This is a genomic window from Prauserella aidingensis (assembly GCF_024171865.1).
In the GTDB taxonomy this organism is placed as follows: domain Bacteria; phylum Actinomycetota; class Actinomycetes; order Mycobacteriales; family Pseudonocardiaceae; genus Prauserella; species Prauserella aidingensis.
The window spans coordinates 13,601-39,868 of record NZ_JAMTCN010000005.1 but is presented as its reverse complement, the minus strand read 5'-3'; the positions used below and the strand labels follow the sequence as shown (position 1 = coordinate 39,868).

At 69.3% G+C, this 26,268-nt stretch carries 23 protein-coding genes; 12 read left to right on the top strand and 11 right to left on the bottom strand.

The features are described 5' to 3' along the window. Positions 1-69: 69 nt before the first annotated feature. Positions 70-459, bottom strand: coding sequence for a roadblock/LC7 domain-containing protein (locus LY13_RS07790; RefSeq protein WP_253827633.1), 390 nt, complete (start codon positions 457-459; stop codon positions 70-72). After that, a complete protein-coding gene (locus LY13_RS07785; protein ID WP_253827632.1) occupies positions 456-3,413 on the bottom strand; it encodes a sensor histidine kinase in 2,958 nt (985 codons plus the stop codon). Before LY13_RS07785 ends, LY13_RS07790 begins: the two co-directional genes overlap by 4 nt. A 440-nt stretch (positions 3,414-3,853) precedes the next feature. On the opposite strand from LY13_RS07785, the gene LY13_RS07780 reads away from it, so the two are divergent. Then, the gene (locus LY13_RS07780; protein ID WP_253827631.1) at positions 3,854-4,069 is read left to right on the top strand and encodes a hypothetical protein; all 216 of its coding nucleotides are present in this window, start codon (positions 3,854-3,856) and stop codon (positions 4,067-4,069) included. Between the two features lie 5 nt (positions 4,070-4,074). On the opposite strand, the gene LY13_RS07775 is transcribed toward LY13_RS07780, so the two are convergent. From LY13_RS07775 to LY13_RS07765, 3 genes are all read right to left on the bottom strand, one after another. Then, positions 4,075-4,524, bottom strand: coding sequence for a MaoC family dehydratase (locus LY13_RS07775; RefSeq protein ID WP_253827630.1), 450 nt, complete (start codon positions 4,522-4,524; stop codon positions 4,075-4,077). Between the two features lies 1 nt (position 4,525). Then, positions 4,526-5,779: an MFS transporter gene (locus tag LY13_RS07770; RefSeq protein WP_253827629.1), complete on the bottom strand. Its 1,254-nt coding sequence runs from the start codon at positions 5,777-5,779 to the stop codon at positions 4,526-4,528. A gap of 210 nt (positions 5,780-5,989) precedes the next feature. After that, entirely contained in the window at positions 5,990-7,585 is a 1,596-nt protein-coding gene (locus LY13_RS07765; protein ID WP_253827628.1) for a peptide chain release factor 3, read from the bottom strand. 146 nt (positions 7,586-7,731) lie between these two features. On the opposite strand from LY13_RS07765, the gene LY13_RS07760 reads away from it, so the two are divergent. Further along, the gene (locus LY13_RS07760; protein ID WP_253827627.1) at positions 7,732-8,574 is read left to right on the top strand and encodes an LLM class F420-dependent oxidoreductase; all 843 of its coding nucleotides are present in this window, start codon (positions 7,732-7,734) and stop codon (positions 8,572-8,574) included. Between the two features lie 8 nt (positions 8,575-8,582). On the opposite strand, the gene LY13_RS07755 is transcribed toward LY13_RS07760, so the two are convergent. Both LY13_RS07755 and LY13_RS07750 read right to left on the bottom strand, forming a co-directional pair. Beyond that, positions 8,583-9,137 (bottom strand): hypothetical protein, encoded by a 555-nt coding sequence (locus tag LY13_RS07755; protein WP_253827626.1) that lies wholly within the window; start codon positions 9,135-9,137, stop codon positions 8,583-8,585. A gap of 64 nt (positions 9,138-9,201) precedes the next feature. Further along, the gene (locus LY13_RS07750; RefSeq protein WP_301298662.1) at positions 9,202-11,052 is read right to left on the bottom strand and encodes a sigma-54-dependent Fis family transcriptional regulator; all 1,851 of its coding nucleotides are present in this window, start codon (positions 11,050-11,052) and stop codon (positions 9,202-9,204) included. Positions 11,053-11,291: 239 nt separating this feature from the next. On the opposite strand from LY13_RS07750, the gene LY13_RS07745 reads away from it, so the two are divergent. The 9 genes from LY13_RS07745 (at position 11,292) to groL (ending at position 21,015) form a co-directional block, all read left to right on the top strand. Beyond that, positions 11,292-11,555 (top strand): hypothetical protein, encoded by a 264-nt coding sequence (locus LY13_RS07745; protein ID WP_253827624.1) that lies wholly within the window; start codon positions 11,292-11,294, stop codon positions 11,553-11,555. A gap of 361 nt (positions 11,556-11,916) precedes the next feature. Then, positions 11,917-13,566: a ferritin family protein gene (locus LY13_RS07740; RefSeq protein WP_253827623.1), complete on the top strand. Its 1,650-nt coding sequence runs from the start codon at positions 11,917-11,919 to the stop codon at positions 13,564-13,566. A 105-nt stretch (positions 13,567-13,671) separates the two neighbouring features. Then, positions 13,672-14,709: an NADH:ubiquinone reductase (Na(+)-transporting) subunit F gene (locus LY13_RS07735; protein WP_253827622.1), complete on the top strand. Its 1,038-nt coding sequence runs from the start codon at positions 13,672-13,674 to the stop codon at positions 14,707-14,709. Between the two features lie 53 nt (positions 14,710-14,762). Further along, entirely contained in the window at positions 14,763-15,953 is a 1,191-nt protein-coding gene (locus tag LY13_RS07730; RefSeq protein ID WP_253827621.1) for a ferritin family protein, read from the top strand. After that, positions 15,950-16,327 (top strand): propane 2-monooxygenase effector subunit MimD, encoded by a 378-nt coding sequence (gene mimD, locus LY13_RS07725; RefSeq protein ID WP_372493786.1) that lies wholly within the window; start codon positions 15,950-15,952, stop codon positions 16,325-16,327. The genes LY13_RS07730 and mimD overlap by 4 nt, the downstream gene beginning before the upstream one ends. Positions 16,328-16,429: 102 nt before the next feature. After that, positions 16,430-17,470 (top strand): amidohydrolase family protein, encoded by a 1,041-nt coding sequence (locus LY13_RS07720; RefSeq protein WP_253827620.1) that lies wholly within the window; start codon positions 16,430-16,432, stop codon positions 17,468-17,470. Continuing rightward, positions 17,467-18,258 carry an iron-sulfur cluster assembly protein gene (locus LY13_RS07715; protein WP_253827619.1) on the top strand — a complete coding sequence of 264 codons (792 nt, stop codon included), beginning with the start codon at positions 17,467-17,469 and terminating at the stop codon, positions 18,256-18,258. Before LY13_RS07720 ends, LY13_RS07715 begins: the two co-directional genes overlap by 4 nt. After that, complete coding sequence (locus LY13_RS07710; RefSeq protein ID WP_253827618.1) at positions 18,255-19,280, top strand: NAD(P)-dependent alcohol dehydrogenase; 1,026 nt, start codon at positions 18,255-18,257, stop codon at positions 19,278-19,280. Before LY13_RS07715 ends, LY13_RS07710 begins: the two co-directional genes overlap by 4 nt. 43 nt (positions 19,281-19,323) lie before the next feature. Next, a complete protein-coding gene (gene groL / locus LY13_RS07705; protein WP_253827617.1) occupies positions 19,324-21,015 on the top strand; it encodes a chaperonin GroEL in 1,692 nt (563 codons plus the stop codon). Positions 21,016-21,360: 345 nt separating this feature from the next. Here the strand turns inward: groL and LY13_RS07700 are convergent, their stop codons facing one another. The 4 genes from LY13_RS07700 to LY13_RS07685 are packed head-to-tail and all read right to left on the bottom strand — an operon-like array spanning position 21,361 to position 24,547. Next, entirely contained in the window at positions 21,361-21,684 is a 324-nt protein-coding gene (locus LY13_RS07700; RefSeq protein WP_253827616.1) for a putative quinol monooxygenase, read from the bottom strand. A 45-nt stretch (positions 21,685-21,729) separates the two neighbouring features. Further along, the gene (locus LY13_RS07695; RefSeq protein WP_253827615.1) at positions 21,730-22,755 is read right to left on the bottom strand and encodes an NAD(P)-dependent alcohol dehydrogenase; all 1,026 of its coding nucleotides are present in this window, start codon (positions 22,753-22,755) and stop codon (positions 21,730-21,732) included. Then, positions 22,752-23,522: an iron-sulfur cluster assembly protein gene (locus tag LY13_RS07690; RefSeq protein WP_253827614.1), complete on the bottom strand. Its 771-nt coding sequence runs from the start codon at positions 23,520-23,522 to the stop codon at positions 22,752-22,754. The genes LY13_RS07695 and LY13_RS07690 overlap by 4 nt, the downstream gene beginning before the upstream one ends. Further along, complete coding sequence (locus tag LY13_RS07685; protein ID WP_253827613.1) at positions 23,522-24,547, bottom strand: amidohydrolase family protein; 1,026 nt, start codon at positions 24,545-24,547, stop codon at positions 23,522-23,524. Before LY13_RS07685 ends, LY13_RS07690 begins: the two co-directional genes overlap by 1 nt. 176 nt (positions 24,548-24,723) lie before the next feature. Between LY13_RS07685 and LY13_RS07680 the strand changes: the two genes are divergently transcribed. After that, positions 24,724-26,175: a sigma-54-dependent Fis family transcriptional regulator gene (locus tag LY13_RS07680; RefSeq protein WP_253827612.1), complete on the top strand. Its 1,452-nt coding sequence runs from the start codon at positions 24,724-24,726 to the stop codon at positions 26,173-26,175. Positions 26,176-26,268: the final 93 nt, after the last annotated feature.

The window sequence follows — 26,268 nt, the reverse complement described above, 5'->3', positions numbered from 1 at the left end:
CGCGGTAGTGGCACATGTTCGCAGGCGATCCAACCACGCCGGCAGCGGCGTGCCGATCGCGAGGGTCCGTCACGCGCGCGGCGCTGCGCTCAACACCGCCCCGACCCGCTTCACCATCATGTTCATGGAGTAGGCCACCATGCCCATGTCCGCGTCGGCCGACGTCAACAGCGCGAGACACGCCCCGCTGCCCGCCGCCGTGACGAACAGGAATGCGTGGTCCATCTCCACGAGCGTCTGGCGCACCCCTCCGCCACCGAACTGCCGACCGGTCCCCTTCGCAAGGCTCTGGAACGCCGACGCGACAGCCGACAGGTGCTCGGCCTCCTCGGCGGCCATGTTGCTGGAGTTGCCCATCAACAGGCCGTCGGCCGACAACACCACGGCCCTGTCGGCACCGACGACCTGCTGCACCAGGTCGTCGAGCAGCCAGCCGAGTTCACTACCCCTACTTGTCATCGTGGTCCTTCCCCGCTCGCGAAAAAGCCTGTGCCTTCCCGCTTCCCCTGGTCCTGCCGCGCACTTTCCGTGCCACGTTGGAATCCCGCGAACCTGTTCCTCACCGCGTCGGCGTTCGCGCCGCCCCCCTCCGGTGCCGCCGCCGCAGGCGACTCGGGCGCGTCCTGCGGCGCCTCCCGTAGCTGCGGGGCGAGATTCTCCTGCTTACGCCTCCGCGGCAACGGTGGTTTCGACTGCGCCCCGGCCCCACCGGCGGCGGACGGCGGCACCGCTGCCTGCTGACCCGAATGGTGCAGCGGGTTCCGCGGCCGCGGCGGCGCCCCTGGCGATGCCCCGCCCGGCGGCTGCTGCGCCCCCGCCTGGCCGGGCTGCTGCGTCGGCGGCTCCGCGGGCTGTTGCTCCGGGCTCCGCTGCCGTCGGCGCGGCTGTTCCGACCCGGACTGCCGAGGCTGTTCCGTCCCGGCGTCACCGCCCGCCGGCCGCCCCGCCCCGGAACCTTCGTCACGCAGGAAACGGTCCTGCACCGACGGCGCTCGTCCCTGCGGCTCCGCAGGATGCTCGCTCGCCGGGGACGGCGACGACTCGGAAGGCTGGTCCGTCCAGGGGCGCTGCCGCGACGCCCGCCGGGGTGCCGGTCCCGGCCGAGCGGACCGCGGGCCCTGCTGCCGGTCGGAGGACTGGTCGGGTCGCGGACGGGCTTCCGCGGTCCGTTGCGCGCCGTCGGCGTCCGGCCATTCCCGCACCGGGTCGTCCTGTGCCTGCGACCGGGACGACGGCTCCACGGCGCGCCCCGGGTCGTGCCGGTCCTCCGCCTGCTGCTCGGCACCGGCCGCCGAACCGAACCACCCGCTCCCGGGGGCTTCGACCTTCGGCTGGGATCCGGACAGGATCGCGCTCACCGAGTCCGCCGAAGCGAAGCCGACGCCCGGGGCCTCGTCACCGCCGCCGCCCGCACCGGAACTCGGCTGCCGCGCATCCCCGGCAACGCTGCCCTCCGTGCGCTCCCCCGCGCCGGCTGGCTGTGCCCCGACGGGCCGTGCCGGGCCGGTCCCGCCGGCCGGCCAGCCGACGGCCGGCCCGGACCCCGTGTCGGGATCACCTCCGGGGCGCTCGTGTTCGGGCAGCGTGCCGAGCAACTCCGCGTCCAGCCGCACGACCGCGCGCGTGCCGCCGTGGATCGCTTCCCGCAACCGCACCTGGATGCCGTGTCGCGCGGCGAGCCGTGCGACCACGAACAGGCCGAGGCGCGGCTCGTCGGACAGCGCCATGAAGCTGAAGTCGGGCGGCTCGGCCAACAGGGTGTTCAGCCGTTCGGCGTCCTCCTCCTCGATGCCGAGGCCCTGGTCCTCGACCTCGAGGACGACGCCCTTCGTGACGGCCGCGTCGCCGCGCACCACCACGCGCGAGTCCGGCGGCGAGAACGCGGTCGCGTTGTCGAGCAGCTCGGCCAGCAGGTGCACGATGTCGCCGACGGCGGGCCCGATCACCGCGACGTCCGGCAACGCCGCCACGTCGACGCGCCGGTACTGCTCGATCTCGGCGGTGGCACCACGCACGAGGTCGGCGATCGACACGGGGTTGCGCCACCGCCTGCCCGGCTGCTGTCCGCCGAGGATGATCAGGTTCTCCGCGTTACGGCGGGCCCGCGTGGCGAAGTGGTCGACGCGGAACAGCATCTCGAGCTGCTGCGGATCGTCGAGGTGCTGTTCGGCGTCGTCGAGCGCCTTCAGCTGGCGGTGCACGAGAACCTGGCTGCGGTGGGCGATGTTGAGGAACACCGTCTTCGTACCCTCGCGTACGCGCGATTCCTCGATCGCCGCGGCGACCGCGGTACGCTGCGCCTTCTGGAACGCGTCGGCGACCTGGCCGATCTCGTCCTCACCGTGGTCGGCGGATTCGAGTTCGACGACGTCCACGTTCTCGCCGTCCCGCACCCGGGCGACGAGGTCGGGCAAGCGGTTCTCGGCGAGGTCGAGGGTCTCCTCCCTGAGTCGGACGAGCCTCCGGACCAGCCACTGCGCGAGCCGCCACGCGAAGAAGATCAGCAGCGACCCGACGACGAGTGAGGCTCCACCGGCGACGAGCGCACCGACGAGGGTGCGGTCGGCGCGTTCGACACCCTCGTTCGTGGCGTTGGTGCTCTGTTGGATGTACAGCGACATCAACGTCCCGCCGACCTCGCTCGCCGCCTCGTGCCAGCGTTCCGGCGAGACGGGGACCCGCTGGGTGCCTCCGCCTTCGAGGAACGCGTTCTCGACCCGCGTCACGACGCGCCACGCGTCGCTGTCGACGAGACGTTCGTAGTCGGCCCGCACGGCGGGGGTCATCGACGAACGCGCGAGTTGCGCCCGGTAGGCACCGACCTGGCCGGCGTAGGTGCGGAACTCCTCGGCGCTCAGTCCGCCCGCGGCGTGGCCCGCCGCGGCGAGGGCGTCGGCCCGCGCCATGCCGTCGGCGGCGGTGAACAGGGGCATCGACTGCACGCGCAGATACGCCGTCTCGGCATCGGGCGTCAGTCTGGCGACGCCGGTGAGGCCGGCGGCGACGGTGTCGATGATCCGGTTGTAGAGGTCATAGGCGTCCTGCAGTGTCGGCCCGTTCGGCGCGCCCGCGTCGTCGACCTGGCTCCGGAACTGCTGGAGTTGGCCGAGCTGCCCGCGGAGTCGCTCGATGACGCCGCGGATCTCGTCGGACGCGCCGTCGACCATGCCGTCGACGTCGTCCATCAGGTTCCTGGTCGCCGCGTCGGTCTTCGTGCGCTGCTCGGCGAGTTCCCGCTGGGACGACGACCCGGCCAGTGCCTGGAGCGTGAGCCTCCGCTCGGCCCTGATCGCGCCGAAGAAGTCGACACCGGGTTCGGCCGCCTCGTGCACCCGGACGACGAAGTCGCGGCCCTTGACAGCGTCGTAGATCAGGTATCCGGACACGACGACGCCGACCACCAGCAATGCCACGCTGGGTATGAGCGCCGCGGCGAGCACACGTCCGCGGAGTGAACGCCTGGAAGGCTTGGTGACCACGCCTCAAGGCCCTTTCATCGACGCCGGATGACTGCCCAGGGCCCCCGCCCCCCGTCGAGCTACTGCACGTCGGGCCGGGTCGCCGGCTGAGTTGCCGACCCGACCACGCTGCGCGGAGGTTATGCAGCACATTCCGGACAGTCAACGCTGGTGACTCGACCACTGTGCAGACTCTCGGCATACAGCAGGCGAACGAGCTGCGTTTTCGTCCCTCCGACAATCGGCAGTTCAGTAACACGACGTGACCAAGGTCATGCCCCATCCGGAGGACAACGAAGGTCGCAGCGAACCGATCAGTAACCCTCTCGGACGGCCCAGCGATACGCATACCGGACACCGTCCGCGCCCGTACACGTCACCGGGAGGTGAGTCACATGCTCAGGCGTCCTTCGAGCGACATCCGATCCCACCAGCCGCCCGTCGAGCGGGTGCTGTTCGTGTTGCTCTCCGTAGCGTTCGCGGTGACCGCGGCGCTGCAGTTCTTCCTCGCCGACGCGATGTCGGTGTGGTGGCCGCTCGTGCTGGCGGCGGCACTCACCGTCGCGTCACTGATCTGTCTCTACGCCGCGCTCCGCGACCCCGGTGACTGACGTCGTCAGCCGGTACCGCCGCCGTGCCGACCGGGCATGTCCGCCGTCCAGCACACGGCGGTACCTTCGAGTGCCGTCGTGCCGTCGTCGCGGGTGACCCGCGTGGCCAGCTTCGTGATCGGCTTGTCGTCTCTGACCTCGGTGACCTCCACACGTCCCGTGATCGTGTCGCCCGGCCGCACCGGGGCGGTGAAGTCCCAGGACACGTTGAGGAAGACGGTTCCTGGCCCGGGCAACTTCTCCGCGACCACGGCGTTGAGGATCGCGCTGGTGACCCCGCCCTGGACGACGATCTCCCCGAACCACGAGGACTCGGCGGCGGCCTCGTCGTAGTGCAGCGGGTTGCGGTCCCCGCTCAGCTCGGTGAACAGGGGAATGTCGCCGGACCCCACCTGCCGGGACAACTCCGCGACGGCACCCACTTCCGGTTTTCCGTTCGGCCAGACAGCGGACATGTCACTCCTTTGTGGATGGATTTGTGGACGGAACCGCGTCGCGGGCACGAGACCCGAAGGCGCGCATCGCCAGCGCACCGATCATCGGCCCCGGGACGAGCGCGAGGAACGCGAACTGCCAGCCGACGACGGCGGCCACCAGCGGCACGACCTGGATACTGACCGCGGTCAGCGCGAAGCCGATGGCCGTCTGGGCGGTCAGTGCCGTGCCCACGTACCGGGAGTCGGCCGTTTCGCTCAACGACACCGAGAACACGCCCGAGTCTGCGATCACGGCGGCGCCCCACACCGCACAGAACGCGACCAGCACGACCGACGGCGCATCGAGCACGACGGGCGAGAGCAGGCAGCACGCGCCGCTCACGGCGAGTGCGGACACCGCGGCGGGGGAACGGCCGTACCGGTCGGATATCCAGCCGCCGAGGAAGCACCCCGCCGCGCCGGCGACACCCATGGTCGCGAACACGAGGAGCTCGACCACGTGCGGCGCGTCCGCCGCCTCGCGCGCCAGCAGGAACGTCGGGAGCCACGTCCACAGCGCGTAGAGCTCCCACATGTGGCCGAAGTAGCCGAGATTGGCCAGCCGCGGCCCGCGCTGGGTGAACATGGTGAGGGCGTAACGCGGGTTCGGCAGTGGGCTGCCCGCGGCGAGCTGCGGCCCCGGCCGGACGATCGTGACCGCCACGAGTGCACCGAGCCCGCCGAGCACGGACGCGGCCACCAGCACCGATCGCCACGGCAGCGTCCCGAACCCCGCGATGAGGTGCGGCACCGACGACCCGAGTGTCAGCGCCGCGATCAGCATCCCCATCGACATGCCCCTGCCGGAGCGTCCCGACCAGGACACCATCAACTTCATGCCCACCGGGTAGACGCCCGCAAGGAAGACGCCGGTGAGAAATCGCAGTGGCAGGGCCGCCGCCATACCGCCGGCCAGCATCGCCAACACGAGGGTGCAGAGCGCGGCCAGTGCCGCGCTGGTCGCGAGGAGCAGTTGGGGGCGAACCCGGTCGGCGAGGTTCAGGGCGGCCGAGCCGACGGCGCCCACGACGAAACCGATCTGCACCGACGCCGTCAGCCACACGGCGGCCGCGGCCGAGATGCCCCACTCGTCGCGGAGCGTGGGCACCACCGCGGACATGGAGAACCAGACCGCCAGCCCGAGCACCTGAACGGCCGCGATCGCGATCCGGCGTTGCATCGGGCTCAATTGCCGTGCGCCCTGTTGCCGTGCCCCCTGTTGCGGTGGGGTCATGGGTGCGCCGTCACCGACAACGTCATCCGAACCGTCCTGGCCTCACCCGCGAACCTCCCTGGGTCGATCGCTTCGGCGACCGTATCCAGCCGGGAGTCGCACGGACACCGCCGAGGCGGCGAACGTGCGCGTCCGGAACCGGCGTCAGCCGTGCCGCCCGACGTGCCGCGGGCTGTTCCCGCAGGTCACCGCGGCACCGACGCGCGGGGGTCAGCCTTCGGCGAGCAGCGGTTCGAGTTGCAGTTCCGGGTGGGCGCGCAGCAGGATGCGCAGGGACATCTCGTCCTCGAACACGGCGAGCTCGGTGCCGTCGGCGCGGTCGAGGACCTCGCTGCGCCTGCCCGCGTCGACGATGCTGCGCTGCGACGAGTCGCCGAGTTTCCGCACGGCACTGTAGGGCAGGCGGTCGAGCTTCACCGGCGCGTTGAACTCGTGCTCCATCCGGTGCGTCGCCACCTCGAACTGCATCGGCCCGACCGCGGCGAGCACCGGGGCGCCGTCGCCGCGCAGGTCGGACGTCAGCAGCTGCACCACGCCCTCGGCACCGAGCTGGTCGATGCCCTTGCGGAACTGCTTGGCCTTGCTCAGGTCGGACGGCGTCGCGACGGCGAAGTGCGCGGGCGCGAACTGCGGCAGCCCCGGGAACCGCACCGCGGGTTTGCCCGAGTACAACGTGTCGCCGACCCGCAGCGCCGTGGCGTTGACGAGCCCGATCACATCGCCCGGATACGCCGTGTCCATTGTGGATCGTTTTTGCCCGAAGACCTGTTGGACGTACTTCGTCGCGAACGGGCGTTTCGTCGTGGCGTTGGTGACGACCATGCCGCGCTCGAACTCGCCCGAGCACACGCGCGCGAACGCCACCTGGTCGCGGTGGGCCGGGTCCATGCCGGTCTGCACCTTGAACACGAACGCGGAGAACTCGGCGTCCAGGGGCCGCGGCGCGCCGTCGGCGTCCTCACGCGGCTCGGGACGGGGCGCTAGGTCGACCACCAGGTCGAGCAGGTGGCGCACCCCGAAGTTGAGCACGGCGGCGCCGAACAGCACCGGCGTGGCGGTCGCGTCGCGGAACCGTTCCTCATCGAACTCGCCGCCGGAGTCGAGCAGCAGGTCGTACTCCTCGCGCGCGGTCGTCCAGTCCTCGCCGACCTCGGCCTCGGCCTGTTCGGGCGAGAGGTGCTCCTCGGGCGCGGCCTTCGCGCCGCCTGCGGTCCGTGCGTAGCGGACGAACTGCCCGGTCGGCACGTCGAGCACACCCTGGAAGTGTCCCGGCGAACCGACGGGCCAGGTCAGTGGCATCGGCTGGAGGTCGATGCGCTCGACCAGCTCGTCGCACAGCTCGAGCGCGTCACGACCCGGCCGGTCCCACTTGTTGATGAACGTCAGCACCGGAATGCCCCGGTGCCGGCAGACGTCGAACAGCTTCAACGTCTGCGGCTCGAGCCCCTTGGCGGCGTCCAGCAGCATCACCGCCGAGTCGACGGCCGACAGCACGCGGTAGGTGTCTTCGGAGAAGTCCGCGTGCCCCGGCGTGTCCAGCAGGTTGATGACGCAGTCGCGGTACTCGAACTGCAGCGCCGCCGACGTGATCGAGATGCCGCGCGCCTGCTCCATCGACATCCAGTCCGACACGACGCCCTGCCTGCCGCCCTTGCCGTGCACCGAACCCGCCTCGGAGATCACGCGTGCGTGCAGGGCGAGCGCCTCGGTCAGCGTCGACTTACCGGCGTCGGGATGGCTGATGACGGCGAACGACCGCCTGCGCCGCGCTTCCTCGAGGGGAGCGGCGTCGTGAGGAGTGGACACAATCCTCCAGGCTACTCGCGCGAGCGTGCCGCTTCCGATGCGCGGGTGGCGGTGCGCGCGGTGTCCGGGTGGGCGGATCGGCTCGCCGGTCGCAGGTCGGCGTCCGACCCTCCCGCAGCGACCGAGAACATGTTCTACTTTGCGGCATGCGACACGGGATCGTCATGTTCACCAGCGACCGCAGCATCGCACCCGCCTCGGCGGCACGTCTGGCGGAGGAGGCCGGTTTCGCCTCCTTCTGCGTCCCCGAGCACACGCACATTCCGGTCCGCCGCGACGCCGCACACCCGCGGACCGGCGACTCCTCCCTGCCCGACGACCGCTACGTGCGCACGCTCGACCCGTGGGTCGCGCTGTCGACGGCCGCCGCCGTCACGAACCGCATCCGGCTGGGAACGGCCGTCGCGCTGCCCGCCGAGCACGATCCGCTCGCCCTGGCGAAGACGATCGCCTCGCTCGACCACCTCGCGGGCGGGCGCGTGACGCTCGGTGTCGGCTTCGGCTGGAACACCGACGAGCTCGCCGACCACGGCGTTCCTCCCGGTAGACGCCGGACGGTGCTGCGCGAGTACGTCGAAGCCATGCGCGCGCTGTGGACCGCCGACGAGGCGTCCTACGACGGCGAGTTCGTCTCGTTCGGGCCGAGCTGGGCCTGGCCGAAACCCGCCGGTGACGTTCCGGTCGTCGTCGGCGCGGCGGGCACGGCGACGACGTTCGACTGGATCACCCGCACCGGCCACGGCTGGATGACCACCCCCGGCGAGGACGACCTCACCGACAAGATCGCGACCCTGCACCGGACGTGGCGGGAGGCGGGCCGCGTCGGCCTGCCCGAGGTCGTCGCGCTGGCGGGCACACCGGACCTCGAACAGCTCGACATGTGGGCGGCGGCAGGCGTCACCGAGACACTGTTCGGATTGCCCGACCGCACCGAACCCGAGGTCGCCGAGTACCTGCACCGCCTCGCCGTCACCCTCGCCCGCAGGTAGGCGCGACGTCAGCCGGCGAGGTCGATCGTCGGGAGCCGGGACAGCTCCGCGGCGGGCATGTCACCGACGGCCGCGCGCAGGAGTTCCTGCTGCTCATTCATCCGCGCGTCGACGAGCTTGCCGAGTTCGTAGGCGAGCGCGCCGGTCTGGCGGACCGTGACGTCGTCGGGCGCGGGCCGCGGCGCCGACGTCACCGCGACGCCGCCCGCCCTGCCGGTCTCGTCCTGCGCGGCGCCGACGCCGCACTGCTCCCGCCGCGCCGACACGTAGTGGTCGCGCAGTCGCAGCAGCAGTTCGTGCCACTCGGTGACCTCGCCCTGCAGCGACGTCTCCGCCACGTCGGAGGCCGCCAGTCGCGGCTCCCCCTCGAAGCACCGCGCGTACGCCAGTACGGCGGTCGTCCACAGCGCTTCGGCCGTCAACTCGTCGGGCGGCGTGGAACCGGCTGACAGGCGTTCGCAGCACTCCAGCACGGTCTGCACGTCGCCGAGCAGCTCGGCCAGCCCCGCGAGTTCGCGTGAGGCCGGAGTGTCGAGCGCTCGGACGGTGTCGGGAACGGTCATCGTCGCCAAGCCCTTCGTCGGATCCTGTGTCGGGGTCGACGCGGCCACCCATAGGGGGCGGGCGTCATCGGTTCCTGCCGCCGCGTCCGGAACCCGCGGTGACGATGCCGTAGTCGTGGATCTTGCGGTAGATCGTGGCCCGCGACATGCCCAGCGACTTTGCGGCTCTGCTCTTGTTGCCGTCGGCGTCGCGGAGACCGCGGACGATGGCGTCCCGCTCGAGCGACTCGAGGTGCGTGAGCGCCCGGCGCGTCACCGCGTGGTACGCCGCGGGCAGGTCACCGGGCCGGATCTCCCCGGTGCGACGCCGGTGCGCCACGACGTCCCGCAACACCCCGTAGAGTTCGGTGACGTTGCCGGGCCAGGTCGCGCGCATGAGCAGTTTCATGGTGGCGGGCGAACAGGTGAGCCCACCGCGGCTGAGCTTGCCGAGCAGGAACGGCACCAACTGGTCGAGGTCCTCGATGCGGTACCGCAGCGGCGGGACTTGCACCGTGCGCGGCAACAGTTCCAGCAGGTCGGCGAGCCTGCCGGTGTCGGCGCCTGCGTCGAGCGTCACGGCCACCCACGGCACACACGGCCCCGCGGTGTCGCGCAGCTCGGCCAGGGTCGCGGCGAGCGCGGTCGCCGACGCCGCGTCGAGCCGGTCGGCGTGCCGGACGACCAACGCGGACGCCGGGTGCGCGAACACCGACCGCACGACGTCGAGCCATCCCGGCCTGCCCGCGTCGCCCGCAGGGTCCACGTCGAGCGTGCGCAGCTGCTCGCCGGGCCGTCTGCGCTGCTGGACGCATTCGGCCAGCGTCGCCTTTCCCGTCCCGGGTTCGCCGACCAAGGCGAGCCACTCCCCCGCGTCGAACCCGGCGTCCACCTCGTGGCAGCAGCGCAGCCACACCGGGGCCGATCCGACGGTGCCGGGCAGGAACATCGGCAGGGCGGCGGTCCCGGGGCCGGTGTCCTCGTCCGGCTCGACCAGTTCGACGTGCAGCACCGCCGCCCCCGCGGCCGACAACGGACGGCAGTGCACCCGAACCCGGCTGCCGCTCGGCAGGAGCAGACTCGTGCTGCTTCGCTGGCCGGAGTCGACCAGCTCACGCATCTGACCGACGAGCATCGCCTGGTCGGCGGCGTCGAGCAGGGTGCGGGCGTAGTCGTTCATCATCACGTTGTCGGCGTCGACGGCGAGCACGATGCCACCGGTGCGCCTGCATGCCTGCAGGTACGCCTGGAACAGTTCGAGTTCGCGCGGGCTGGTCGTCGCCAGCAACGCCTGGCGCACCTGGTCGGCCGCGCTGCGGGCGAGCGCGATGAGCAGACCGCTGGCGTCGCGGCTCCAGCACGTCAGGTCGACGGCGCCGATCGTCTTGCCCGACAACGGATGCTGGATCGGCACGCCCGCGCATGCGAGACCTTCGAGGTGTTCTGCATAGTGTTCGTGGCCGAACACGCGTCGCGGCGTGCCGTCTTCGAGGGCGGTGCCGATGCCGTTGGTGCCGACGAACTCCTCCCCGTAGCTGAACCCCGGCACGAGGTGCACGCCTTCGAGGTGCCTGTGCAGGTCCCCGTCGCCGGTGTGCTGGCTGAGGACGATGCCGGTCGGATCGGTGAGGATCAGGCTGACCGGCTGGCCGTCGAGCTGGCCGGCGAGCTGGTTCAGGAGCGGACGCGCGCCCTCGACCCACGCCGCGTCGAGGTTGTCCTCGCCGACGTAGGGCACCTCGATGTGGTCGGCTGCCACCTCGGCGCGGAGCGATCGCCGCCACGAGTTGAGAATCGGGGTCCGCACCTCGCCGAAGGCGACGGGTTCCGACGTCAGGAATCGGGTACGCGCCTCGGCGAGCGCCGCGTCGCTCCCGCCCGTGGTGCCGTGGCCAGCCAGCGTCGGCAGCGGCACGGACTCGCGCGTCGACGTCATCGGTTCGACCAGGGGCAACGCCGCGCCGACGAGCTCGCCGTCGACCACGGCCTGCGACACCCTCGACGCCTGCTCCTCGACCATCGGTGCCTCCACGACCGCTCCATTGCGACCTTCCGGGGCGACGTGTTCCGACGCTCCGGACCACGTACCCGACTCCTCACGGTAAGCCCGACACGGCACCTGCGGTGTCTCAAATTGAGACCACCCGGAGCTTCACGCGGGCGTGTCATGGGCGCATGAGCGAGGAGACTTACAGCCCGTGGACCGTTGTCAACGTGGTCTTCTCCCACCTCGCCGAGCAAGGCCTGCATCCCGAACTCGGCGAGGCGGGCGACCCCGGTGTGCCCGCCGCCGAACTGTTGCGGGCACTGGGAATCACCCCATCGGCTGACGGCGATTCAAGGATCGGGCGCGAAACGCAACGCGAGCTCGCCGAGCTTCGCGCGGCGCTGCTCGACGAGCCCGGCGACCTGCACGGTGACGAGCCGAACGGCGAATGAGGCCCGCTCGCCGGGTGGTCACCGCGGCTCGGTGACAACGCACGGGCCCGCGATTCGCGACGGTACCGGTAATAGATGGGACGCCAGTACCGGAAATGGGTGCCGTATCACCCACAAGCGACACCGCAGTCGATTCCGACAATGCCTTTCGTGTTCGACCCCGGGCCGTTTCGATAACCGGTGGTCGAACTTCGTCTCAAATTGAGACCGCACGCCGCACCCGCCGGCCATGTAATGGGAGTCACAGCCAGTCGTCCCTGCCGCGTCGGCCCCGCCCACCTCGGTGGACAGGGCCGGGGGCCACCGGCTGCCAGCGAACCATTCCCCGTACCGCCGCCGCAGGCGGCGGGAAGGAGTGACCATGACTCGCCAGAGTGTGGCGAAAGCACACGAGAAGATTCAGGAGCTGTCGTGGGAACCGGCCTACCACGAACCGGTCTCGCAGTACGGCACCGATTACACGTTCTCCAAGGCGAAGAAGAAGGACCCGCTCAAGCAGGTCCTGCGCTCGTACTTCCCCATGGAGGAGGAGAAGGACCATCGCGTCTACGGCGCACAGGACGGCGCGATTCGCGGCAACATGTTCCGCCAGGTCCAACCGCGGTGGATGGAATGGCAGAAGCTGTTCCTGTCGATCATTCCGCTGCCCGAGATCTCGGCGGCACGGGCGATGCCGTTGCTGTTCCGCACGGTGCCGAATCCCGAGCTGCACAACGGCCAGGCGATCCAGATGATCGACGAGGTCAGGCACTCGACGATCCAGCAGAACCTCAAGCGCCTGTACATGAACAACTACATCGACCCCGCCGGATTCAACTCGAGCCTGCGCAACTTCCAGAACGACTACGCAGGCACGATCGGCAGGCAGTTCGCGGAAGGCTTCATCACCGGTGACGCGATTACCGCGGCCAGCGTCTATCTGACGATCGTCGCCGAGACGGCGTTCACCAACACCCTGTTCGTGGCCATGCCCGGCGAGGCGGCCGCCAACGGTGACTACCTGCTACCGACGGTGTTCCACTCGGTGCAGTCGGACGAGTCGCGCCACATCAGCAACGGCTACGCCACGCTGCTCATGGCGCTGTCCGACGAGAGCAACCATCAGCTACTCGAACGGGATCTGCGGTACGCGTGGTGGAACAACCACTGCGTCGTCGACGCCGCGATCGGCACGTTCATCGAGTACGGCACGAAGGATCGCCGCAAGGACCGCGAGAGCTACGCCGAGATGTGGCGGCGCTGGATCTACGACGACTACTACCGCAGCTACCTCGTCCCGCTCGAGAAGTACGGACTGACGATCCCCCACGACCTCGTCGAGGAGTCGTGGAATCGCATCTGGAACAAGGGGTACGTGCACGAGGTCGCCCAATTCTTCGCCACCGGCTGGATCGCCAACTACTGGCGCATCGACCCGATGACCGACGAGGACTTCGAGTGGTTCGAGCACAAGTACCCGGGCTGGTACGACAAGTACGGCGCCTGGTGGGAGAACTACAACCGGCTCTCGGTGCCGAACGGGCACAAGCCCATCGCCTTCGAGGACGTCGACTACGTCTACCCGCACCGCTGCTGGACGTGCATGGTGCCGTGCCTGATCCGGCAGGACATGGTCATGGACGAAGTGGACGGACAGTGGCGCACGTACTGCTCCGAGGGTTGTCACTGGACCGACGCGGTCGCGTTCCGGGACACCTACGAGGGCAGGCAGACACCGAACATGGGCAAGCTCACCGGTGCTCGCGAATGGGAAACGCTGTACCACAACTGGAACTTCGCCGACATCGTCAAGGACATGGGTTATGTCCGCGACGACGGCGAGACCCTGGTGGCGCAGCCGCATCTCGACCTCGATCCGAAGAAGATGTGGACGCTCGACCACCTTCGCCGGTGCCCGCCGTTCCCGAGCCCGAACGTCAGCCTCAATGAGATGACCGATTCCGAGCGGCAGGCCTTCCACTCCGACTACGTCCGGCAGGGCCCGGCCGGTAGGCCTGCGCCCGCCGAGTGAAGCGCTCGCGCGCCGGAGCGAGGGGGCCGCGCGGGGCGGGCTACGGACCCGCCCCGCGCCGGCGCCGTCCGGTTCACGCGAGTCAGCGACGAAGGTGAGGTGAGCATGACCGAGAAGCACCGGGTGCGGTTCGAGCCGGTCGGGATCGAGGTCGAGGTCGAGGAGGATCAGACGATCCTGCGCGCGGCCGCCGAGCAGGGCGTGATGCTGATGCACGGTTGCAAGGAGGGCCAGTGCGGGTCGTGCAAGTCGTTCGTCCTGGACGGTGACGACCTCGAGCACGACAGGTACTCCACGTTCGCGCTTCCGGATTTCGAGGCCGAGGAGGGCTACACGCTCCTGTGCCGCGCGCACCCATACGAGGACCTGACCATCGAGCTGCTCAACTACGACGAGGAGATGATCCGATCGGGGCTGCCGATCCGGTCCGCGACGGTCGGGGTGGTGTCGAACGACAACGTCACCCACGACATGCGCCGGCTCGTGGTGCGGCTGATCGAACCGGAGGAGCTTCGGTTCTTCCCCGGCCAGTACGTCGACTTCGCCGTACCCGGTACCGACGAGACCCGTTCGTTCTCGATGGCGAACACGTCGACGGCCGACGGCACGCTCGAGTTCGTCATCAAGGTGTACCCGGGCGGGCTGTTCTCCGAGTACCTCGACACCAAGGTGCAGCCGGGCGACCGGCTGGAGATCACCGGCCCGTTCGGGGTCTTCACCCTGCGAGACGGGCGGGACGCGCCGCTGCTGTTCGTCGGCGGCGGTGCAGGGATGGCACCGATCCTGTCGCTGCTGCGGTCGATGGCCGAGCGCGGCGTCGATCGGCCCGCGACGTTCTACTACGGCGCGCGGACCGATCGTGATCTGTGTTTCGACGACGAACTCCGCGAGCTCGAGATGCGGCTGCCGCGGTTCCGGTACGTGCCCGCACTGTCGGACGCTGCGAACGGCGCGTGGGCGGGTGCCACCGGGTTGATCACCGACGTGGTGCGCACTTCGGAAACCGACCTGTCCGGTGTGGACGCCTACGTGTGCGGGCCGCCACCGATGGTGGAGGCGGCGGTCGAGCTGCTTCCCGCTCTCGGCGTCGACGAGAAACGGGTCTTCTACGACAAGTTCACGACCACCGGCGACGACGGGTGAGACCGGGCTTGCAACCCGGTCTCACCGGCGCCGAACGAGACGAAGGAACCGTGATGACGGCTACCCAGGAACCAGTCCCGACGCAGACCGAGCGCAGCGTGCCGAAACCGGTGTTCACCGACGCCGAGGCGGGCGCACGCGAGTTCCCTGATTCGAACCTGCGACGGTTCAACTACTTCATCCCGCGTAAGCGCAAGCAGAGCCACTACGAGGACGTCACCGTCGAGGTGCAGCCCGATCCGCGGCACTACCTGTCGCAGGGCTGGCTGTACGGCTTCGCCGACGGCAAGGGCGGCTATCCGCTCGAGTGGACCGTGCTCAAGGCGTGGGGCAGCGACCGTCCGGAACCGAAACGCTACCCGGGTTCCGGCGGCCAGGGCTACGAGTGGCCCGCCCACGGCTGGCACGAGTTCCGCGATCCCAACGAGGAGTGGGAACAGAGCATCTACCGCAACAACTCCAACGTGGTGCGCCAACTCAACCAGAACGTCGACGCCGCGAGGCAGAGCAAGGCGTTCGACCAGTGGAATCCGAACTGGGTGCAGTTCGTGGCGCAGCACGTCGGTGCGTGGATGCACGTCGACCACGGACTCGGGTTGTACCTGTTCGCCAACGCCAACCGCAGGGGCCCGACCAACATGCACAACACGGCGATCTCGGTGAACAGTATGCACCGGATCCGCTCCGCACAGGACCTGGCGCTGTACAACCTGACGCTGTCGGAGGAGATCGCCGAGTTCGACGGCGAGGCCCACCTGCGGACGTGGCAGGAGGACCCGGCGTGGCAGGGCGTGCGCGGCGTCGCGGAGCAGCTGACGTCCACCTGGGACTGGGCGGAGGCGCTCTTCGCCGCCAACGTGGTGTTCGAGCCACTGGTCGGTGAGCTGTTCCGCAGCAACCTCGTCCAGCAGGCCGCCCCCGGCAACGGCGACTTCGTCACGCCGACGCTCATCGGCGCCGCCGAGTACGACTACGCCGAGCGCGACCTGCGCTACACCAAGGCACTGTTCCAGCCGCTGGTGGCCGACAAGGAGTTCGCCGAGCACAACACGCGGACGATGCAGTCGTGGCTCGAGGCGTGGGTTCCGCGGTGCCTGGCCGCCGCGCGCACACTGCAGCCGCTGTGGTCGCAGCCGGACGCGAAACCGCCGCGATTCGAGGACGCACTCGACCGAGCCAAGAGCCGGTTCGGCGGAATCCTGGCCGAGCTCGGCCTGCGCAACCCGAAGGAGTTGAACCAGTGACCACCACGAGCGCCAGCACGCCGACGCCGAGTTTCGAGTCGAACAACACCGCCTCCGGCATGTGCGGCTACACGCTGATGAACAACCAGGTGGGCGAGGTCATCGCGGAGGTGATGCGTGGCAAGGACAACGTCACCGTCACTCCGTTGCCCTCGATGATCCGCATCGACGCCGAGGGCCGCGTCGACGTCGTCTACTCCGAGATCGACGAAGCCGCGGGCGAGGAGGACGGCTGGTTCGACCAGGCCGAGTTCGAGGAGAGCATGTCGACCCACTACGGGCGCATGATCCACCTCGACGACCGGACGATCCTGTTCGCCAATCCCGAGGACGCCGCCGAGTACCTGGACTTCGACCTCCGACCGGTGCGGTAACGCCGGCGGGAGAACCGGAGGCGCCGGGTTCGACAGGCACGGGCGGCTCGGCTGGCCGGGCCCGGCGCCTCCACCACCGCGACACGCAAGGGAGCAGTGCCCATGTACACCAAGGACGGCGAGAGCTACTTCATCGTCGACAGCCACGTGCATCTCTGGGACGGCAGCCCGGAGAACCAGGCGAACCGTTACGGCAAGGGTTTCATCGAGTGCTTCTACGACTATCACCGCAACCTTTCCCCCGAGGAGTGGGTGTGGCCGTTGGAGAAGTTCGAGAAGTACGGCGAAGCCACCCTGATGAAGGATCTGTTCGAGGACGGCTACGTCGACAAGGCGATCTTCCAGCCGACCTACCTGACGGACTTCTTCACCAACGGGTTCAACACGACCGAACAGGACGGTCTCCTGGCCGAACGGTACCCGGACAAGTTCATCGTCAACGGCGCGTGGGATCCGAGGGACGGCGAGGCCGGCCTCGAGGCGCTGGAGCGGCTCACGCAGCGGTGGAAGCTGCGCGGCGTGAAGCTGTACACGGCCGAGTGGAAGGGCGATTCGAAGGGCTGGAAGCTCACCGACGACTGGTCATACCGGTACCTGGAGAAATGCCGGGAACTGGGCATCCGCAACATCCACGTCCACAAGGGACCGACGATCTACCCGCTCAACCGCGACGCGTTCGACGTCGCCGATGTGGACGACGTCGCCACCGCTTTCCCCGAGTTGAACTTCATCATCGAGCACGTCGGCCTGCCGCGGCTCGAGGACTTCTGCTGGATCGCCACCCAGGAGCCGAACGTCTACGGCGGACTCGCCGTCGCGATGCCGTTCATCCACTCGCGGCCGCGGTACTTCGCCCAGATCATCATGGAACTGCTGTACTGGCTGGACGAGAACCGCATCACGTTCGCGAGCGACTACGCCATCTGGCACCCGAAGTGGCTGATCGAGAAGTTCGTCGACTTCCAGGTGCCCGAGGACATGCAGGGCGAGTACGGCACGCTCACTCCGGACGTCAAGCGCAAGATCCTCGGCGTGAACGCGGCGAACCTGTACGACATCGAGGTGCCGCGCGAGGCCGCGGTTCCCGACGAGGTCGCCGACAGCACCGAGGCGGTCGGCTCGGCTCCGGCGGTGCCGGCATGACGGCGGCGACGACGAGCCTGGCCGAACGCGCGTGGGAGGCACTCGCGACGGTCGACGACCCCGAGCTCGGCAGGCCGATCACCGAGCTCGGGTTCGTGCTGGCGGCGACGGTGCTGTCCACGCCCGCGGGCACGGGCGTGGACGTGCGGCTGCGCCTGCCGACGTACTTCTGCGCGCCGAATTTCGCCTACCTTATGGTCGCCGACGCCTACGACGCGCTCGTGGCTGTACGCGGGCTCGACTGGGCCGAGGTGAGACTCACCGACCACTTCGCGGCCGAGGAGATCAACGCGGGCGTGGCAGCGCGCGACGGGTTCGCTGACGCGTTCGAGGGTCAGGCCGTCGGCGAACTCGACGAGCTGCGGCGCACGTTCCGCCGCAAAGCGCACCTGGCGTGCCTGGAACGCACGTGCCGCAAGCTGCTCGACGACGGCTGGCGGATCGACGCACTCGCCCACGCCACGCTCGGCGAGATCCCCGCGTCGGCCGAACGCGACAGCCTCACGCGGAGACGCCGGGAACTGGGTCTTCCCGCGTCGGCAGACACCCCACTGTTCGTCGACGAATCGGGCGCTCCGATTCCCGAGGAGCAGGTCGAGCAGCGATTGCGGTTCGCGAAGACCGTGCGGGTGAGCATCGACGGCAACACGGGCTGGTGCCGCGGACTGCTGCGGACGCGGTACGGCGACGACACGGCGGCCCCGGAGGGCACGGCACAGCCGGCGGCGGCAGCGAACCCCGGCGGTGCGGAAACCCCGCGCAGCGCAGAGAAACGGGAGGTGTCATGAAAGCCGTACGACTGCACGAGTACCACCGGCAACCGACGATCGAACAGGTGCCGGATCCGGAGATCGCGGGCCCGTTCGACGTGATCGTGAAGATCGGCGGGGCGGGCGTGTGCCGCACCGATCTGCACATCATCGAGGAGCAGTGGCGGGACAAGTCCGGGGTCACGCTGCCTTACACGATCGGCCACGAGAACGCGGGGTGGGTTCATGCCGTGGGCAGTGCGGTGTCCAATGTGGCGCCGGGCGACACGGTGATCCTGCACCCCACGCCGACATGCGGGCTGTGCCGGTCCTGCCGCGCGGGCGATGACATGCACTGCGCCGACAACGCCTTCCCCGGAATCGACAGTGACGGTGGGATGGCGGAGTACCTGAAGACGTCGGCGCGAGCGTGCATCAAGCTCGACCCGTCGACGCGGCCGGAGGACGTCGCGGCGCTCGCGGACGCGGGTATCACGGCGTATCACGCGGTGCGCAAGGCGGCAGCGTCGCTGCCTCCAGGCACGACGTGTGTCGTCAACGGCGCAGGCGGCCTCGGGCACATCGGCATCCAGTCGCTGGCCGCACTCACGGCGACGCGGATCGTCGTGGTCGACCGCAAGTCCGAGGCGTTGAAACTGGCCGAACAACTCGGCGCGCACGAGACGGTGCAGGCCGACGGGTCGCACGTCGATGCGGTCCTGGACCTGACCGGCGGGCAGGGCGCGGAGGTCGTGCTCGACTTCGTCGCCGAACAGGGCGCCCAGCAGGACGCGTTCGCGATGACCCGGCGCGGCGGTTCGCACTTCGTCATCGGCTACGGCAGCAACATCGATATCCCGACGATCGACATCATCTCCACCGAGCGCAACGTCATCGGCAACCTGGTCGGCACCTACAACGACCTCGTCGAGCTCATGGTGCTCGCCGAAGCGGGCCAGGTCACCCTCCACACCAAGCAGTACCCGCTCGATGCCGCACTCGACGCCCTGGCCGACCTGGACGCGGGTGTGGTCAGCGGCCGAGCGATTCTCGTTCCCTGACTCGAGCGCGCGCAACGAGGCGCGCGGAACAGGAGTTGACCCCATGGCCAAGGACCTTCGCTTTGGCTCGGACGCCCGCGACCAGCTCCGGATCGGCGTCGACAAGCTCGCCGAAGCCGTGAAATCGACATTGGGCCCGAAGGGCCGCAACGTGATCATCGAGAAGTTGACCGGTTCGCCCGACGTCACCAACGACGGCGTGACGATCGCGCGGGACATCCACCTGCACGACCCGTTCGAGAACATGGGTGCCCAGCTGGTCAAGGAAGCCGCAATCAAGACGAACGACATCGTCGGTGACGGAACCACGACAGCGACGGTGCTGGCGCAGGCGATCATCCACGAGGGCATGGACGCCATCGCCAAGGGCGGCAATCCGGTCCTGGTCAAACGCGGTATCGACGTCGCCGTCGGCAGGCTGGTGGAGCACCTGCAGGCCGTCGCGCATCCGTTGGCCACGGAGGACGACTTCGCGCGGGTGGCGACGATCTCGGCGAACAACGACGAGGCCGTCGGTTCCGTGATCGCCAAGGCGCTGCACACGGTCGGCGACGGCGGCATCGTGACGGTCGAGGAGTCGCCGCAGATCGGCATGTCCGTCGACTTCGTCGAGGGCTTCGAGTTCGACAACGGCTACCTCTCGCCCTACCTGGTCACCGACCCGGGCAGACTCGAGGCCGTCGTCGAGGACCCGTACATCCTGCTCTGCGCCGAGAAGATCACCAAGGTGCAGGAGCTGATGCCGCTGCTCGACAAGATCATGCGCGCGCCGCGGCCGCTCGTCGTGATCGCCGAGAACGTCGAGGGCACAGCGCTGTCGATGCTGGTGCACAACCACAGCAACGGCACGTTCCAGTCCGTGGCCGTGCGTGCGCCGGGATTCGGCGACCGGCGGCTGCACAAGCTCGAGGACATCGCCGCCGTGACGGGCGGGGCGGTGCTGTCGCGCCAGTCCGGGTTCACGCTGGAGAACCTGACGCTCGACCAGCTGGGCCGGGCGCGCACGGTCCGCGTCGACGAGCACAGCACGACGATCGTCGACGGCGGCGGGTCGGAGGACGACGTCGCGTTCCGCGTGGGTCAGCTGCGCGCTGAACTGGAACGGGCACAGTACGGCTTCGACGAGGACGTGCTGCAGGAACGGATCGGCGCGCTCACCGGCAAGGTGGCCGTCATCCGGGTCGGCGCCGCGACCCCGGCCGAGCTCAAGGAACTGCAGCACCGGGTCGAGGACGCGCTGTCCGCCACCCGCGCGGCGATGGCCGAGGGCATCGTCGCCGGCGGCGGCGCGGCGTTCCTGCACGCCGAACAGGTTCTCGACGAGCACGGACTCGACGGTGACTACGGTATCGGCGCCGACATCGTGCGGCGTGCGCTGAGCGAACCCGCCCGCCTCATCGCGGGCAACGCGGGATACCCGGGCGACGACATCGTCTCCTACAGTCGCGGTCTCGGCAGGGACGAAGGGTTCGACGCGCTCGGCAACCGCTACGGCAACATGATCGAGTTGGGCATCCTCGACCCGCTGCGCGTCGCGCGGTCGGCGTTGCAGAACGGCGCCTCGGTCGCCGGGCTGTTGCTGACGACGAACTCGCTCATCGCCGAGGAGCAGACACCGTGGGGCGGCTCTCCAGCGTTGATGAGCGAGATCGGCGAGCTCGACGAAGGGCTGCGACAACCGTCGCCCGATCCGAGTACCCCGCAGTCGCTGGGCATGGGCCCGTCCGTGGGCTGAAGCGCGCACACCCACCGGGGAAGAGCCGGCCGGGCCGGTTTCGGCCGGCACCGGTCGACCTGGCCGTGGACCGGCGAGTCGCGGCGTCTCGGTCCACGGCCAGGGCCTCGCAGGACGGTGCGGCCGGCCGGCCTCCGCCCTGGTTTTCGCAGGCGGCCGGCCGGGTATTCCTCGATACTCGCCCGCTCGGGTGTGGCGAGAACACGCCGGCTCCGACGAGCCGGCGGGGAACCCGTCGCCGTCGGGGGCGACGGGTTCCTCCCTGCTGGCCGCCACCTCGATGAGCCGGACCCGGGCCGGCGACCGGCGCGGGCTGTGCCCGAGAGCCGGGCCTGGGCCCGGTTGTTACTTCACCGCCATCTCACCCAGTTCCGACCAGTCGTCCTGATCGACGGTCGTGTTGACGACCCGCGGAGTTTCGGCGAGGTAGGGCGGCAGGGTCTGCTGCGCGGCCTTGAAGTGCTCGGAGTTGACGTGAGCCGCGCCGGCGTCACCGTCCCGGAACGCCTCGACGAGCACGTACTCGTTCGGGTTCTCGAGGCTGCGCGACCACTCGAACCACAGACAGCCGGGTTCGCTGCGGGTGGCGTGGGTGAAGGCCTTCGAGATCTCGGGCCAACGGTCGGCGTGCTCGGGCTTGACCCGGAACTTCGCGGTAATGAAGATCATCGATTGGTCTCCTCGTCGTCGTGTGTGCCTCGAGTGCCCAGGGCATCAGGGGGTGAGGATGGCGCGACCGCGGATGCGGCCCGCTTCCAGATCGTCGATGGCGTCCTGGAAGCGTTCCAACGGGTACTTGCTGGTGTGCAGCCGCACCTTGCCCTGTGCTGCCAACACCATCAACTCGCACAGGTCGTTGTAGGACCCCACCAGGTTGCCGATGAAATTGATCTCGGTCGAGATGATGTCGATCGTCGGGATGTCGATGTTCTCGCCATATCCCACCACGTGATAGTCACCCGCGCGACGCAGCATGCGCACACCCTCGGCGGTCGCACCGCCCTCGCCGACGAAGTCGACGACGACCTCCGCTCCGTTGCCGCCGGTCAGGTCCAGCACCTGCGCCACGTGCGTGCCGTCGGCGACCACACCGTGGTCAGCACCGATGGACACGGCGAGCTTCACGGCGTCGGCGTTGCGGTCGACGACGATCAGTTCCGCCGCGGTCAGTGCCTTGAGCACCTGGATTCCGATGTGGCCCAGTCCCCCGGCGCCGATGACGACGCACCGGTCACCGGGCCGCAACGTCCGGGACGCCTTGGCCGCCGCGTGGTAGGCCGTCAACCCTGCGTCGGCGAGTGCGGCCACGTCGGCGGGCTCCAGCGAGTCGTCGATCTTGACGACGCTGCGCGCCGACGTCTTCAGGTACTCCGCGTAGCCGCCGTGGGTGTCGATTCCGGGGAACAGGCTCTGCTCGCAGTGGACGTCGTCACCCGATCGGCAGGCTCGGCACAGGCCGCACGTCACCAACGGGTGCACGATGACCTTGTCGCCCTCCGCCACGTTGGTGACCGCGCTGCCCACGGCGTGCACCCACCCCGCGTTCTCGTGCCCGATCGTGTAAGGCAGCGTGACCCCGGACTTCTCCGCCCACTGACCTTCGAGGATGTGGATGTCCGTGCGGCACACACCGGCGCCGCCGATCTTCACGACGACGTCGTAGGGCCCGGCGGGCTCCGGCATCGGCACCTCGGCGGGCTGCAGTTTCTCGTGATAGCCGACTACCTGAATCGCTTTCATGACACCTTCTCCTGGAATGCTCGGGGCGACTGGTCGGCCGCCGAATCGGGGTAACGGGTACGCAGCAGGCCACGGCAGAAGTGCGCGTTGCCGTCCATCGACACACGCAGCGAGCGCGCGACCCGCAGCCGCCACGGCACCTCCTCCCGTGGGCAGGGCTCGCCCTCCGAGTCGACCAGCGCGGGCCGGTCGTCGCCGGTGGGGAGCCCGAGCGTGCGGCGGTGCCGCAGCAGCGCACGGGTGGCTCCGTCGTCGGGAAGGTCGCCCAGCGTGACGTCGTGCAGGCCTTCCTCGGGCAGGTCGGGATGCGCACGCAGATACCGCGTGAGGGCCCGCTCCATCGCCGCCGTGTGCGCCTTGCGCCGGAAGGTCAGCCGCAGCTCGTCGAGGTCCTCGTCGGCCTCCTCGCCGAACGTGCCGCGGTAACCGGCGTCGGCAGCCAGACCACGGTTGATGATCTCCGAATCGTGGTGGTCGTCGAGCCGCACCGTGACCGGCATGCCGAGGGTCCACAGCGCGTCCTTCGCGTCCGACGCCATGAGGTAGGCGAAGTTGGGCGCACAGAACGACGTCGGCAGTCGCAGGTGCACCACCAGCTCGCCGTCGATGACATCCGCGGACCGGACGAACCCGAGATCGGTGATCGGCTCGTCGAGCTCGGGATCGACGACGGTGCCGAGCGCCTCGTGCGCTCGCTCCAGGACGTCCCCGTCCGGAGCATCGGCCGTGCTGCCCGTGCCTGCCTGCTCGTTCGCCGCGGCACACATCAGGCCACCGCCACGGCTTCGGACGTGCGCGCCGAGTCGTCCGCAGACAGCCGGCACTCGGCGGGCACGTCGATGTCGTACATCGCCGCCGCGTTGAGGCCGAGGATCTTCTTCTTCTGCGCGGTGGTCAGCGGCCCGTACTCGGTCATGTCCTCCGGGATCCGGAAGTCGACGAACTTCTCGACGAGCCACTTCGGCGTCCAGATCGCATAGTCGCTGGAGAACTGGATCCGGTCCTCGTCCAGCCAGTACAGCAGCTCACCGATGATCTGGGCGAAGTACCGCGGCCGCGAGTGGATGAACGGCATCGCCACGGCCAGACCCGCGTGCACGTTCGGCTCCTGTGTGGCGATCCAGCAGAAGTCCTCGAGCCGTGGCAGGCCGCAGTGCTCGACGACGAAGTTCAGGTCGGTGAAGTCGGTGGCGACCTTGTCGATGTCGGCCACGTCGAAGGCATCGCGGTCCAGCGGGCGGATCGTCGGCCCCTTGTGGATGTGAATGTTGCGGATACCGAGTTCCTGACACGCCTCCAGGTAGCGGTAGGACCACGGGGCGTCGAGCTTGTAGCCACGCGAGTCCCCCTGCCACTCGGCGGTGTAGAGCTTGACGCCCTTCAACCCGAACCGTTCGGCGTCCCGCCTGAGCTGGTCGAGTCCCGCCTGCTCGAACCGCGGGTCCCAGCAGTGGTTGTAGGTCAGCTTGTCCGGATACCGCTGCGCCAGTGCGAACGCCTCCTCCGTCTGACCGAACCCGTTGTTGTAGAACGCGCTCAGCAGTGCGGGCTGGAAGATCGCGTGATCCACGTAGCCGTCGGTGAACAGGTCACGCATCAACCTCTCGCCGCCCTGGTACAGGTACTCCTCGTACGGCCAGACCTCGGATTCCGGGCTCAGGTTGCGGTGATAGTCGTAGAAGCAGTCGATGAACTGCTTGCCGTGGATGTTCCGCTGATTCTCGGGACGGGCGTCCCAGAGTGCGACGTGCGCATCGAGAATGAAGTACTTCTCGCCGTCCTTGGTGTACATGGGGTCTCCTCCCGTACGTGGCGCCGATGACACGTGGTGCGGGAACGCTACGAGTGCCCGGCGCCACCGGGGACCCCACGCGTGTCTCACTTTGAGACACCTGGACGGCTGAGTTTCGGGGCACGCTGTGGTTGTCTGACCCAGGAAGGCGCAATGACGCGCTCGGGAGGCTCGACATGCACCGCGACGACTTCTCTCTCCCCGCGCAGCCGCCGGGCGGCGCGCCACGATTGCGCGCGTCGTGGCGCCGCAGCGAGCGCTACGGCCTCGCCGCCGACGAGATCCGGCCCGTGTTCACCGGCTCGGTCGACACGGAATCACTGCTGTACGAGTGCGGCCGCGAGGTGCTGCGCGGCCTGCAGAAAACGCTGGCGAACGAGCCGGTCAGCATGATGATCACCGATCCGGACGGGCTCGTGCTGAGCCGACTCTCCGAGGACGCCACGATCAACCGCTCGCTGGACCGCGTGCACCTGGCCCCGGGGTTCTACTTCGCCGAACGCAACGTCGGCACCAACGGCCTGGGCCTCGCGCTCGCCGACCGCGCACCGTCGCTGGTGCGTGCCGACGAGCACTACTGCACCGGGCTGCGCGGCTACACCTGCGCGGCGGCACCCGTGGTCGATCCGTCGGGCGACGTCGCGGGCAGCGTCAACCTCACGACGTGGTCCGACTCGGCCCCGGAACTGTTGATGGCGCTGGCCCAGTCGGCGGCGGCCAACACGTCGGCGTTGATGCTGGCCAGAGGTGCCGGAAAGGCCGCTCCGCCCACTCCGCACGGCGAGGTGTTCCGCGTCTACGCCGACCGCTCACGCGCACCCGAGGAGGGGCTGCCGACCACTGGGTGGCGCGACGCGTTCGCCGAGGCGCGCACGGCGTTCCGGCGCGGACTGGCCGTCGCCGTGGTCGGCGAACCGGGCACGGGCAGGACCGCCCTCGCCTCGCTGGCCCGCCGGCAGCTGCGCCGGGAGCGCGTGCTGAGCGCGCGGCCACCAGCCCCCGAGGACGTCGAGTCGTGGTTCGAGCTGTGGGTTCCCGAACTCGGCAAGGACAGCACCTGCGTGATCGTCTCCGGAGTGGACAGCATGCCCGCGTGGGCGACGACGGAACTCGCACAGCTGTTCGCTCGGGAGCGAACCACCGGCGACATGCAACCCTACGTGGTCACGGCCACGTCGGCCGACACGCTGCCGGAGGAGCTCCGCGAGCTGATCGACGTCGTCGTCGACGTGCCTGCACTTCGGTTCCGGCCGGACGACATCATGCCACTGGCCAGGCATTTCGCCCACCAGGCGCGGGGTCGCGAAATCGACTTCACGCCGGCGGCCGCCCGCGCGCTGACGACGTTCGACTGGCCCGGCAACGTCCGCAGCCTCCGCCGGGTCGTCCGCGAGGCGGCCGCCAGGACCGACCGGGTCGACCTGCACCACCTCGCACCCGAGGTCTTCACCGGCCCCGGCCACCCGCTGACCAGGTTGCAGTCGGTGGAACGGGACGAGATCGTCCGCTGCCTGACCGAACCGGGCACCACCGTCAGCGAAGCGGCCGAGCGCTTGGGCCTCGGCAGGGCGACGATCTACCGCAAGATCCGTCAGTACCGCATCACGGTACCCGACCGCACCCCCTGAATCCCGCGGTCCGGTCGGTGATGCCGTGCCGCGGCGAACGTGGCACGAGGCCCGTTCGCCGGTATGTCCAGAGTGGACTCGTCGGCGAACGGG